At 42.8% G+C, this 13,375-nt stretch carries 8 protein-coding genes; all 8 read right to left on the bottom strand.

Going from position 1 to position 13,375, the window contains the following annotated elements; genetic code table 11:
- Positions 1-141: 141 nt before the first annotated feature.
- Positions 142-474: a DUF5684 domain-containing protein gene (locus BQ7394_RS02790; RefSeq protein WP_075555980.1), complete on the bottom strand. Its 333-nt coding sequence runs from the start codon at positions 472-474 to the stop codon at positions 142-144.
- A 139-nt stretch (positions 475-613) separates the two neighbouring features.
- Entirely contained in the window at positions 614-1,399 is a 786-nt protein-coding gene (locus tag BQ7394_RS02785) for a glycoside hydrolase family 16 protein (RefSeq protein WP_075555979.1), read from the bottom strand.
- A gap of 120 nt (positions 1,400-1,519) precedes the next feature.
- Positions 1,520-3,175: a glycoside hydrolase 5 family protein gene (locus BQ7394_RS02780; RefSeq protein WP_075555978.1), complete on the bottom strand. Its 1,656-nt coding sequence runs from the start codon at positions 3,173-3,175 to the stop codon at positions 1,520-1,522.
- Between the two features lie 111 nt (positions 3,176-3,286).
- Positions 3,287-5,248 (bottom strand): RagB/SusD family nutrient uptake outer membrane protein, encoded by a 1,962-nt coding sequence (locus BQ7394_RS02775; RefSeq protein ID WP_075555977.1) that lies wholly within the window; start codon positions 5,246-5,248, stop codon positions 3,287-3,289.
- Between the two features lie 13 nt (positions 5,249-5,261).
- Complete coding sequence (locus BQ7394_RS02770; RefSeq protein WP_075555976.1) at positions 5,262-8,714, bottom strand: TonB-dependent receptor; 3,453 nt, start codon at positions 8,712-8,714, stop codon at positions 5,262-5,264.
- A 111-nt stretch (positions 8,715-8,825) separates the two neighbouring features.
- On the bottom strand, positions 8,826-9,815 hold the full coding sequence (locus BQ7394_RS02765; protein ID WP_075555975.1) for a FecR family protein: 990 nt from the start codon (positions 9,813-9,815) through the stop codon (positions 8,826-8,828).
- A 77-nt stretch (positions 9,816-9,892) separates the two neighbouring features.
- Positions 9,893-10,447 (bottom strand): RNA polymerase sigma-70 factor, encoded by a 555-nt coding sequence (locus tag BQ7394_RS02760; protein ID WP_075555974.1) that lies wholly within the window; start codon positions 10,445-10,447, stop codon positions 9,893-9,895.
- A 247-nt stretch (positions 10,448-10,694) separates the two neighbouring features.
- A complete protein-coding gene (locus tag BQ7394_RS02755; RefSeq protein ID WP_075555973.1) occupies positions 10,695-13,355 on the bottom strand; it encodes a glycoside hydrolase family 2 protein in 2,661 nt (886 codons plus the stop codon).
- Between the last annotated feature and the right edge of the window lie 20 nt (positions 13,356-13,375).

Raw genomic sequence — 13,375 nt, 5'->3', positions numbered from 1 at the left:
CTTGTATCTTTAGTCCTATAACAAACGCCAAAGATACGATGTTTATTTTAACAACGGAGAGATATTCATTTATACAGATATAAGAATATAAAAAAAGCCTTTCGTTTTAGCGAAAGGCTTTTTCCCCTCATACATACTAATTTACTCTACACCTTCCACCGGAGTTTCTTTGAACGCCAATAACGGGAAGAAAATGAACGGTAACAAAAGCAAACCTATTGCATACGCATTGTCACCTTTTCCATACTTTGCTGCAATATCCCTGTACAGCAAGAATGAAAGATAAATGTTGTAAATAGGGATCAGGAAAAACCAGAATTTTACAGGCTCCCATTTTACGATACGCAACATTACGATGATGTTGTAAAACGGAATAATACATGCCCATCCCTTCTGGCCGAAAGTTTCGAAAATTTTCCACATGCTGGCAAGCATTAGTATACATAACGCCAGCTGAATAATAGATCCAATCATTACAGTTAGTTTTAGATATTTAACATTATTAACATCACAAATATAAACCTTTTATATCGAACAACTGTTACCTATTCAAAGAAAAATCCCTCCTAAGAGCTTTTTATAAGCAATCCTTATAATAATCAACAATATATTTTTATTGCTTCTGATAAAAACGTACCCAGTCGATCTCCATTTCCACAGGAAGATCAGCAGGTTCGACTGCTCCAACCCAACTACCTCCAAGCTGCATATCGAGCAAAAGATAGAACTGGCTATCGCTGAACGGATATTGCCCTTCCTTGTCTGTTTCGATACGCGGATAAGTGAACGTATGGTTATCGTTAATGAAAAATACAAGACTGTCTGCATACATCTCAACGGTATATGTGTTGAAGTCGTCCCTGTTTATCAAACCTGTACTACCTTGCTTTGGATTATCTTTGATACCCAGGTTGAAGGTATAATTTGAATGAACTGTCTGATAAGCAATACTATCATTATTTAGACGTTCCATTATATCAATCTCACCTCCGTTCGGCCATTTTCCATCCTGTGGCAACAACCAGAAGGCAGGCCATGCACCGGTGGCACCGTTAAGTTTGGCATGGATTTCCAAACGACCGTTGTTAAAGCCGACTTTATCTTTCGTATAAACTCCACCGGTAATAAAAGGAGCTGTATCGGTAGGCAAACTATAATTAACCAATCCGCGCAGAATCAGTTTCCCGTCACGCATAGCATAACAGGAATCGAAGTCGGACATATAATTATTCCAGTCTGATCCTCCACGGGGTATCTTACTCCAGGAGGCCGGATCGAAACCATCCGCCTGATCAAAATTATCTTCCCAAACCAATTTCCACTCTTTGGGCTGCTGGGTACATGATAGTACACACATTACACCGATACAGGCTAAAAGTCCTAATAAAGTTTTCTTCATAATCCATTAAATTTAGAGTTTGCCATAAAGGTACTTATTTTACCGGTTCCCGCCAAACACCGTTTAAATGTGTTCCATTACTCAACCACAGTTACAAGGTTGGTACCGTTAGCCTTGAGGTTAGTTCAGAGGAGAATATTCCCGAATCGAGATAAAAAGAATATCCTCTTTCCTCACATCTTTTATTTCCACCGACTCTGACTCTCTCTCCTGCAACGGAACAGAAAGATCACTTATACTCTCCCCATTCTTATAAATCTGAATTTTATAGGTTCCCGAGACCCTGGCCATACAATCCAGCTTAATTCTCAGAGTTTCCATAGAAGCTAATTCACTATTCGTAAAAGATTTTGCTTCCGGGAAATAAACCATTGCCAAAGTTTCCCGACCATCCACATTCAAATGGCTGACCTGTGCACCCGGAATACCGACCTCACAACGAACAAATCCCGGTCCCGGTAATCCGCCGTAAATAATATCCTCATTCCGGGATATGGCTTCAAACATCCGAGTAAGATCTTCCCTGACCGGCTTCAATTCAGGCAGTTCTTTCCTTACCTCCCCATAACAATAAACGCCAAAGCCTTGTGCCGCCCTTTCCAGGGAATGAATTACAAAATGACGGAAATTGACAGATGTATTGAAATGTCCTATACCGATCTCAGATGGGATCAATATGGGCAGTTTATAGTTATACGAATCATTATAGCGATGATCGATCCCAGCTATCGCTTTATACCCCCAGTTTTTATAAAACATCGTACCGATCGCATCCAAATTTCCGTCTGCATAAGTCGCCGCACTCGTTCCCGTCATTCGGACACGCTCCGGATCACCGGCTTCTGCCTGTCCGGCATCCAGGTTAAAAGATAATATCTTATACGGATCTCCTTCATGGTAAGCGGAAGTAAATTGTTGCCACCACCAGTCGATGGCTTCCTTTTTAAACTGTGCATAATCGGTTTTGTTGGTTTTCAGTTTCCACTCTTCAAATAATTCAGCCGTTACCGGATTGAAATCACTTTCATCCAGAAAACTGAAACCTTCCTCATTTCCCAGTTGTACTCCGATAACTGTCTCATCATCTTTATAATGGACAGCCAGATTATAAAGCATTTTCCTTATCCGGTAAAAAACCTCTTTATGACCATATACATGAAGCGGACGGACACCGTAGGTCAGTATATCCTGGATATTCGAATAAAGTACGCCATTCCGTTTCACCCATTGCATCGTATAATTGGAAGAATCCCTGTCGTCCAGATGAAATGTCCAGGCCGTTTCGGGATTGAGGGTCGGTACTCTCTCCTTTTGTGCATGTAAAAACAATACCCAACCGATTTTCAATTCCTGCCTTTGAGCTGCTGCCACAATTTCATCGGCAAAACGGTAGTCAAACCGGTTATCCGCCGGTTCGATATCTTCCCAATGCAACATCATATAAGCGGTATTAGCTCCCATCTCCTTCATATCAGCGAAGATAGAATCATAGTTTGTCTCTTTTTCATAACGGGTATCCCAATACCCTGTCTCTATCGCTTTCAGGAAAAACGGAGCCAACCGACCGTTCTGCCGGACCATATAAGCAATTTTACGGTTCGGCAGGCGGATTAATGCTGCCGGAGCCGTAACCGTATCTTTCATCTCATAGTCTACTATTTTCGCTGCTATCGGGGAAAAAGGAGCCATAAATGGCAACGGTTCACTCAACTGAGCCTGCGACGGATGGACCAACGCAAATAACGCGACAAGAATCAATATCCAATATTTGATCATAAACTTTCTATTTTATGTAAATTACTCAATAAAAAACCAGCTTGGCAATCCGGCAAATAAATGCTCCTCACCAAACTGGTCTTAATTAAATCTGATTTTTATTCCTATTTATCAATAACCTATTGCACCGGCATTTGCTTTCAGCGGCCATCCCGGGTTCTGATAGATCACAGAAGTTTCTCCGTTTTCAGGATCAGTAGCCGTAATGCGGAAATGTTGCATGGCGATCGGGCTCAGGTAATGAGCATCACACCAGTTATATCCATCGTAAACAAGGTTGGACGTTTTAATGATCTGGTAAGGACGCAAATAGACACTGTTCTTCTGACTGGAAACATTAGCCGTCTTCCCTTCCGTACCTTCCGGTATCAAAGTCGAATTCCCTTGATTATCCACATATTCATACTGCATAGGTCCCCAGAGTTTGAAACCTTCCACCTGATAATTCTTTACCTGATCCAATGCTCTCCAGCGTTTCAGGTCATTCATACGGAAGCCTTCTTCCATTAATTCACAACGACGTTCACGACGGATGTTGTACAGTAATTTTGAAACAGGCTGACTGCCGGAATATACAGCCCAGTCTTTTTCCTTTGCCAGGTCGGTGGCCGCAACTGTCTGCTGATAATTCACCGGAAGACCAACACGTTCACGAATTGCTTTCCAATAAGAATCCGCTTTGCTGTCGATACTGCTTCCACCGTTCTTCAAACAGGAAGCCTCGATATAATTAAGATAAGCTTCTACCGCACGAAATACATGCGAACCTTCCACACAATAATCCCCGTCACGATACCAGGTATGCGGCATTCCCTTACGCAGGCAATAACCGGTTACGGCACGAACCTCCTGTTTAGCCAGAATATCCGGATATCCGAATGTGTCGACATCCGACAGTTCACTCAACAACTCGCCCGGTTCTTTCATAAACAGTTGCAAACGGAAATCACGGTTCGCCTTCACATCTGCGATCGTATTATCACCCACATATTTGGAAGATGCATAAATCGGAAGACCATCCTCACAAAGGAATGTTTCTACGAAATCCCTGGTAAAACCCGAATTTCCTCCTCCGCGCTGCAAATAATAACCGGCTGAATGCTTCTCTTTATATTCCATATCATAAGCCCGCCAGAGTAATATTTCCTCGTATCCTTCCATATTTTCCGCAGCAAACTGTGCATAATACGGATTATCCAGCTTTTCTCCGAAATTATTCATGGTCAAAGAAACATTATCGGCTACTTCCTCAGCCGCTTTCATCGCCTCGTCCAGGAAATAAGAGATTTCACTATCGATATTAATCGTATAATCTTTCAAATAAGCGGTAGAAGCTCCGGGCCAACCAGGTCCACCAGGAACACGGTTCGTCCCTTTATGATAGGTTTCCCAACTTGCTTCAAAGAGGGCAGCTCTCGATTTTACCAATAAAGCGGCATTACGTGTAATCCGGTTTTTACCGCCGGCCGGGTTATTATTCATCAACATAATCGCAGAATCCAGATCAGAAATGATAAAGCGAGCTACTTCATTTCTCGGACGCCGGTAACTGGCTTCCGTCAAAGCTTGTTGTTCGTCCGGCAACGTGTTACGGACAATCGGAAAATCACCCAATGTCTGAAGTTTGCTCAAATACTGCCAGGCACGCATAAAATAGGCTTCTCCGATATAATGTTTGATATTGGTTTCCGTCCCGTTTATTTCCCCGTTTTTCCAGCGAGGTACCGCTATTTCAAGGAAATAATTCAGGTTCCTTATTTTATCGAAATTCCACGGATCGTCTCCCCTGGTAGAAAAAGATTCGTTCACTCTCCATTCGCCAGGTACCCAACGGCTGTTGAAAGAACCTGTCACCTGATTATCGGTATCGTTATCATTTTTCCATGTACCCAGATTCCAACCGTCATGTGTGGTAAAACTATATTGTTTGATCGTATAAGCAGCCAGATCGCTTTCGCTCCAGAAAAAAGCTTCGGGCGTAATATTGTCCAGCGGTTCCCTATCCAGAAAATCATTACATGATGTCATGGAAAACACACTTATCAATACGGGTAAGATATATTTCAGTTTCATATTATATTACTATTTAAAAGGTTACACTTAATCCGGTTGAGACAGTTCTCGACAAAGGATATGATTTGGCGGATTCTGTTACCGAACCGTTCCAGTTTCCATATCCTGACCCTAATGTTTCAGGATCAAAGCTATCAGGCAAGCCACTGATCGTAAATAAGTTCTCTACAGAGAGGAAGATTCTTAATTTCGATAAGCCGGCTTTACTTGTCAGATGTGCAGGTAATGTATAACCTATTTGCAGGTTTTTCATACGCAGATAAGCTGCATTCTGCAAATAGCGGGTCTGTTTTTTTTGGTTCTTTCCGCCATCCAGTATCGGGCGTGGGAAATAAGCATTCGAGTTAGCTCCCCACTCATCCCCTTCCGAACGGAAGAAGTCCAGATGATCCGTAAAACAGGTGCTCTGCCATAATCCGCCGCTTGCACCCCAGAACATGTTGTCGCCTAACCAATAGTCTCTTTTCGCTACACCCTGGAAAAACATACGGATATCAAAACCCTTCCAGGAGGCATCCAGATCGATACCGAATTTATAACGCGGACTCGAATTTCCGATTATTTTCTTATCTCCCGGATCTGTGATCGTATTACTACCTTCGTTCACTTCACCGTCACCGTTCAGATCTTCGTACATGACATCACCGGCAGCCCAGTTATTTCCAAATGATTGTTTGTGGTTAGCAAGCCAGCTCTGCATTTCTTCGTCTGTTTTTGCAATACCGTGAGTTACATATCCCCATATTTCTCCGGCATATTGTCCTTCATACCAGGTGTTCAAGGTTCCGGTCGGATTCGAATAACGGGTTACCCGCTGACGGTCGTCCGACAGCATAATATGTGCACCGTAACTTACTTTGCCAATCTGGTCTCTCCAGGCCACATCCAGTTCAAAACCTTTCGATTCCATGTCGGCATTATTCGTTTTGGGAACAGTAGCACCCAGGATTACAGGTAGTTCCGGTGCCGGACCAACCATATCCAACGTTTTACGGTTGAAATAATCAAAACTGAAAGTCAGGCGATTCTGCAATGCACCTACATCGATACCTATATTCCAAGAGCGCATTGTCTCCCAAGACAATAAAGCGGAAATCAGATCCGGCGCATTAGCCGTATTCGGCTTTACCCCATTCAGTAACCAATGACTATCAGCATCATTCGCCGCAAATTTGAGTAACTGATAATAAGGATACAGGTTCGTTGTATTCTGATTTCCCAACTCACCCCATGAACCTCTCAACTTCAAATTATTTACAATATCGGAATAAGGTTCCCAGAATGCTTCACGCGCTACATTCCAACCGGCAGAAACGGAAGGGAATACATTCCATCGGTGATCTCTTGAAAAGCGGGAAGTACCGTCATAACGGGCATTTACTTCCAGCAAATAGCGTTCTTTATAGTTGTAATTGATACGGCCGAAAAAACCTGCTGTAGCCCAATGGCTATATCCCCCTTTTGTAATCTTATCAGTACCGGTCGATGTATTCAACGTCGGTAAATTGGAGGTGATCATATCTGTTCTCGATGCACCTAACTCCCTGTATTTATTTAGTTCCGCCTGAAAACCGACCATGATCTTCAAGGCATGACCTTCGTTGAACTCTCTGAAATATTCCGAATAAACGTTCGGATTGAAGAAGTTATTCTTGGTAGCCTGTTCCAGTACGGATGATTGCTCTGCCGGATTTGTCCACGGATTATCACTTACATCATATTTGGTTACAGGATTTACATCTTTATGCAAGAACTCCGTCGTAGTCCGGTAATTCAGTTCTCCGAAAATCTTCCAATCTTTGATCGGTTCCAGGATCAACTGGAATTGCTGGTACAGATTATCTTTCTGAGTCTTATAATCACCGCCTTGCAACAATCCTTCCGCCATACTCATTCCATGTCCGTTAGGATCGAGGAAAGGTTCCATAGGCCAGCGTTTTGCGATATTGTGATAGAACACATTATCATCCACAGAAGACGGTTTCTTGTAATCATTACGGATAAACTTGGAGCTATAATTAAAGCTCAACCAGTCCGTCGGCTTAGCATTGATCTTACCGGTAACCGTATAACGTTGCATCTTATCCGTATTGAACTTTAGGAGACCACTTTGGTCCAGATAATTAGCCGACACATAGAACTGATACTTTTCACTTCCGCCATTGGCACTTACCGAATGCTCCTGTGAAAAAGCGGCATTATTAAAATAAATGTCATACCAGTCATTATTAGAGTTACCCTGCCAGTCCCAACGACTCGGATTATTGGGATCAGGAACAGTTGTCGGAAGGAAAGTTCCTTCCTGATACGCTTTAATACGTTCCAGCCATTCCGGTGTAAAGCGTCCGGTTTCTCCCATATTTTCTGCAGCCCGGTTAAAATACTGGGCATACGTGTATGAATCGGCAATATCAGGAGTATTGATCGCTGAAGACCAACGGAAACTATTGTTATAGTTCACGGCGATTTTCCCGGCCGTTCCTTTTTTAGTCGTGATCAATATAACCCCGAAAGGTGCTCTCGATCCGTAGATAGAGGAAGCAGCAGCATCTTTCAAGACTGAAACACTTTCGATATCCTGAGGATTCAACGCATTCATATCACCTTCCATCCCATCGATCAGTACCAGCGGAGATGATTTAGAACCGTCACCGATCGTACCGCCACCACGGATATTCAGTTTCATTTCATTGTTCAGTTCACCACCATTTCCGGAACCTGCATACGAAAAGTTCAAACCCGGAACCAACCCCTGGAGCGCCTGACTCACATTCATAACAGGTCTCGACTCCAGAGCTTTCGATGCAACCGTCGATACCGATCCCGTCAGATTCACCTTTTTCTGTGTACCGAAACCGACAACTACCACTTCACTCAATGTCTGCGAATCTTCCTGCAGAACGACATTAATCGAAGTCTGATTACCGACTTTCTGCATGATCGTTTTCGAACCGATAAAAGAAAATTGCAGAACAGCATTCGGATCACTCAGTTCAAGAGAATAATTCCCGTTCATATCTGTGATCGTACCATTGGTTGTTCCCTGTTCAACGACGTTCACCCCTGCCAACGGCTGGTTATTTTCATCGGTAACAACACCTCTTATCACTTTTTTTTGTGAACTCCCCGCAGAGACACTCCGGCTTTCTTTAGAAATACGGATACTCTTACCCACAATTTCTATTGAAACCGGCTGCCCTTCAAACACCTTATAAAGAACATCTTTGATCGATTCGTCCGTGACATCCACAGAAGTCTTTTTCTGCATATCCAGCTCCGAGCTTTTTATCACATACGAATAGCCATTTTGTTTCGTGATCTGTTCCAATACCTGTTCTATCGTGAGATTTGTCAACTTCATCGAAATCTTTTCGGCACCTTGTGCCATCACTGTAGAAGAAACAAAGATCATCAACAGGAAAAACAGTAGAAGCGGTTTTTCATAAAAGGACTGTCTTGTTCTCATGTTAATTAATTTAATTGTTTATACAAAGTTTACATTCATGCATAGAAATACCCGTCAGCCGACCGTACGCTTCAGCTTAATACTAGTATTTCTATCAAATAAATTGAATATTTATTTTCTCTTCCTTATCTCGACCGTATCCCTGTTATACGTTATAACCAACTTTTTATCATTGTTGATCGCATCCAGCATTTCAGGCAACGTTTCTTGATTTACAAACGATATATGATACTTATGCTGCCCTATATCAGCATCCTCTATTTTTATACGGACATCGAAAATACGCTCCAGTTCCGCAGAAATTTCTTCCAGCGAATTGTCTGTAAAATGGTAATATCCGTCTTTCCATGACAGGTTATCCAAATGCAATAACTTGTCTTTCTTAATCGTATTAGTCGTTTTATCATAACTGACTTTTTCACCCGGCTCGATATAAATTCCATCCTCTTCATCGATCGAAGGTGTGGATAAACAAACTGAACCTTCATAAAGGCGGACTTCCATTGTTGGATCTTCCTGGTAAGCCTTTACATTGAATACCGTCCCTTTGACATGTACACCACATCCGGCAGAATTAACGACAAACTCTTTCCCACCTTGTTTGGTCACTTCAAAATACCCTTCTCCGTTCAGCGTAACATTCCGGTTATTCTTATTAAAATAATTGGAATATGTCAACTGCGACCCGGCATTCAACCAGACTATCGTCCCGTCGGGAAGTGTGAGTTTACTTTTTTCACCAAACGGAGCCTCTACTATATAAAAAGCTTCCGCTTCCTGCCTGTCTTTCAGGTTCCAAGTCAACCAGCTTGTTCCAACCAGCAACAGGAATACAGCGGCAACGGCTGCTATTCTCTTTAACGCATACTGTTTGTTCCTTCCCTGAACAACATCGATACGGGCGTTCAATCGTGCAAATTTCCGACGTGTCGTATCATCCGCTTTCACATCTATCTCACTCCAGATCTCATGAAGCACCTCTTCTTTCTCCAACAAATTCTCCGGTTGCAGGAACCAATGCTGGAAACGAGCCTGAATCTCTTTCGGCATATCATTGCCAAAAAATTTCGTTATTACGGAATTTATATAATTTGTCTTCATTTTAATCGGTGTTACATATATAAGACAGCTAAGGCACTGTGCACACGGTGTCCGAAATCAAAAAAAATCGTTTTATCCTACAGAAAAGTTATTACGTACAGGACAAGTAGTTTTCTTAAATCAGCCAGAGCCTGTGAAATATGAGACTCGACAGTACGTTTACTTATATTCAATAGTGTTGCAATTTCATCATTAGATAAGTTCTCCAACCTACTCATTTTAAATATTTTCTTTCTCTGAGGGGGCATTTTCTCGATCGACATTATGATCAGTAACTCCAGATCTTCCGCATGTATTTTCTCTTCTACCAAATCCTCATAAGGATGTATGTTCTTTTGGATTTCGATATAATTTTCTTTTATCAAAAGATGGGAATAGTGGTTATATACGGCATTCTTCGCCATGCGGAATAAGTAAGACTTAAATGAATCCACCTGGGCTATCGTTTCATGATTGCTCCATACTTTATAAAATATATCTTGCATCATATCTTCGGCCTCAAGATCATTTTTCAACAAGCCACGCAAAAAATATTCCACGCGAGGAGCATAGATCATATAAATAGTTTCAAAGGCTTTACGGCTACCTTTTGCAAGTTCTTTCAAGTATTTTTCTTCAATTCCTCTATCCATTCCTACTATTTACCTAATTCATACTTAAGGTACTCTGAAATCTCCCGTCCCTAAATGTCTTATACAAACATAGGCAAATTTTCCGTAAATAAATAGGCCCTTCCGCTTTTTTATTCTTATGTTATCTGAAAGAAAGAGGGGAAAGCTTATAAACCATCCCCTCCGTCCAATTATTAAGATAAGGTCAAAAACCGTTATCATCTAACACATTAAATACTAACAAAATAAGCGATACAAAAAGATATTCTTACCGGTTCTCACCAAACTCAGTTTGCTGGCGTTCCACTTCTTTTAGCTTCAAAGCATTCAATTCCTTTTTCAGGCGTTCCACTTCCCGTTCAGCAGAAGATTTAACAGTCGCAGCCCGATCGTTCTCCACAGAAGAAGCAGGGATCAAGACGGCATCCGCCTGATTATAAATTAACGGGAAGGAAGTCGCTTTACTGTCAAACTCAAGTTCTGCACTTAACGGCATTTGCGAACCTTCAAACAATACGCTGGCAGTTACTTTGATCTTACCCGGTTTTAAAGTAGACTGTACAAGAACAGGAGCCGTTCCCCATTTTACCGGAGCAGGATTTGCCATTACATCCGAACCACCCAGCAATCTGCCTTCACCTTCTACATTGAATTTGATGAAATAGTTATTCAGACGCTTGATATTCCCCTGCTTATCGGCTACAGCCGCAACCACGGTTACGAAATCGGAACCGTTCGCTTCAAGATTCGTTCCTTCGTTATCCACCCAGAGTAAAAGCTTTTCGGGACGACGGGCAGGAGTCACCTTATGAGTCGCCACCACTTTTCCGTCAATCAGGCCTTCTGCCAGTAAATAGACATCCTCCTGTTTCCGTTCTCTTGAAAGTGCTTTATCCACCATGAAGTCATACATATCCGGGAAAGTGATAATAGGTGAAGGCATTCCCTTCCTGTTCTTATCCTTTTTATAGGTGGCTGTCTTTCCATCTTTATTAAAAGTCAGGCGTACTTCATCACAGTTGGAATAAACCACCACATCCTTGCCGGAGAAAGGAGTCATTTCATGGGCAATAAAGACCATCGGGCCTGTCTCGGCTATCCGGTCACTTTTTACCGGAGGACGCTGCGCCATAAACATATAATAAGAGAACTTAGGCTGACGGAATACATCCATTATTCCACCATAGAAAGGATCCGGATGATAACCACGCTGATGGTCGAACGAATGCCACAGGCATCCTCCCACATGCTGTGCCGGTTGCTTACAAAGAATATCATAATTAGTTACCGGATAAGAAGGCAGTGCATAATGTTCAGCCTGCACACGCATCGGTTGTTCACCCCAGTTACGAGCGACACGACTTGGAGAGTTATGCGAATTCCAATCATCCACATTATCTCCCCACTCACGTGTAAAATAAGTCTTTGTCGGATCAATCTCTTTCGAAGCATCTTGCATATTGGCGGGATGGGCAAAATGGACCGGGAAGTTCTCATGACCGCGTGCTTCGCTATCGCTACCGCAATAGCAATACGGATAAGGATATTCGGCATCCACTATATCACGGGTATTCTTGGCAAAGTCTGCCGGATACCAGGTTTCGTTCAGGATCGGTTCCCACAACCAGACACAAGCATGGTTACGGTCACGGCGTACCAAGTGACGGATATCGCTGTACACACGCTGTGCAAATTCGGGAGCATCGTTCCAGAACTGCCAGCCGGGAGTATTGACGATCACGAACAGTCCCAGTTCGTCGCAGGCATCCATAAAGGCGGGATCTTGCGGACAATGGGCGTTACGGATCACTTCCATACCTACATCTTTCAGCTTTTTCGCATCACGCCAGTGGATGCTGTTAGCCACCGCATTACCGACAACGGCAAAATCCTGATGGCGGTTTGCACCGATCAACGGCTTCTCATACCGTTTGCCATTTAACCAGAAACCGTCTTTCCCTTTAAACTCGATACTACGGATACCGATACGGCGACGATAACCGTCGATCACATTCCCTTGTTCATCACGAATACGTACCAACAGATTATACAATGCAGGTGAAGACGGACTCCACAAAAGCGGATTCTTCACTAATAACTTATCAGAACTGCTGACAGATTTACCCGGCTTTACGCGGACCTTTGCATTCAGGAAAGCGACTTGCTGACCATCGGGTTGCTGCAATTCATATTCCACGACACCGGTAAACGACTTTTTCGTTTCGTTACGCAGTTGTATTTTCAACAAGACATCAGCCGAAGCTTCCGATACGTTATTATATGCAACAAATAATCCACCTCCGGCCACCTCATCCGCATAATTCGGATCGGTGATAAAGATATTGTTATGGGCAATCAGCCAGCAGTCGCGGTAAATACCTCCGAAATAGGTATAGTCCAATACATCCTGGGCTTTTCCGGGAGGATAGGACGGATCGTCGCTATTGTCTGTCCATACGGCAATCACATTATCGCCATTCCAGTCGAGTACGTCCGTTACATCCACCACAACAGGAAGATAACCTCCGAAATGTTCGGTCAGTTGTTTACCGTTTACAAACACCTTGCTTTTCCCCATAATTGCTTCGAAATGCAGGAATAGCTTCTTTCCTTTCAAAGCGGCGTCGGGTGTAAAATGCTTGCGATACCACACTTCCCCCTGATAGTTAATGCAGCCACTGGCCTCAGTCGGCAGGTATTCAATGCCATGTGGCAGGGAAACGACTGTCCAGTCTTTATCATTAAACTCTTTTGCATCGGCTCCCTGCATAGCTCCCTTATAGAAACGCCAGGCCGGATTCATGGAATAAACATCACGTCCGGTATTTTCCATCCGAAAGAAACCGGCAGTAGAAAATTCCGGTTGATGTGCCGCCCATAAGGGGAGACACAACAAACATATCAACATTGTCAATGTTATTTTCTTCATGGTCAAATAATTTGTATGTT

It is taken from the genome of Parabacteroides timonensis, assembly GCF_900128505.1.
Lineage (GTDB): Bacteria > Bacteroidota > Bacteroidia > Bacteroidales > Tannerellaceae > Parabacteroides > Parabacteroides timonensis.
Note: the sequence above shows the minus strand (reverse complement) of the source record. Positions and strands in the feature narration are given on the sequence as shown.

Excerpts from the sequence above, each read along its gene's own strand:
- BQ7394_RS02780 (WP_075555978.1), bottom strand. The coding sequence starts at position 3,175 with ATGATCAAATATTGGATATTGATTCTTGTCGCGTTATTTGCGTTGGTC.
- BQ7394_RS02790 (WP_075555980.1), bottom strand. The coding sequence starts at position 474 with ATGATTGGATCTATTATTCAGCTGGCGTTATGTATACTAATGCTTGCC.
- BQ7394_RS02765 (WP_075555975.1), bottom strand. The coding sequence starts at position 9,815 with ATGAAGACAAATTATATAAATTCCGTAATAACGAAATTTTTTGGCAAT.
- BQ7394_RS02760 (WP_075555974.1), bottom strand. The coding sequence starts at position 10,447 with ATGGATAGAGGAATTGAAGAAAAATACTTGAAAGAACTTGCAAAAGGT.
- BQ7394_RS02775 (WP_075555977.1), bottom strand. The coding sequence starts at position 5,248 with ATGAAACTGAAATATATCTTACCCGTATTGATAAGTGTGTTTTCCATG.
- BQ7394_RS02785 (WP_075555979.1), bottom strand. The coding sequence starts at position 1,399 with ATGAAGAAAACTTTATTAGGACTTTTAGCCTGTATCGGTGTAATGTGT.
- BQ7394_RS02755 (WP_075555973.1), bottom strand. The coding sequence starts at position 13,355 with ATGAAGAAAATAACATTGACAATGTTGATATGTTTGTTGTGTCTCCCC.
- BQ7394_RS02770 (WP_075555976.1), bottom strand. The coding sequence starts at position 8,714 with ATGAGAACAAGACAGTCCTTTTATGAAAAACCGCTTCTACTGTTTTTC.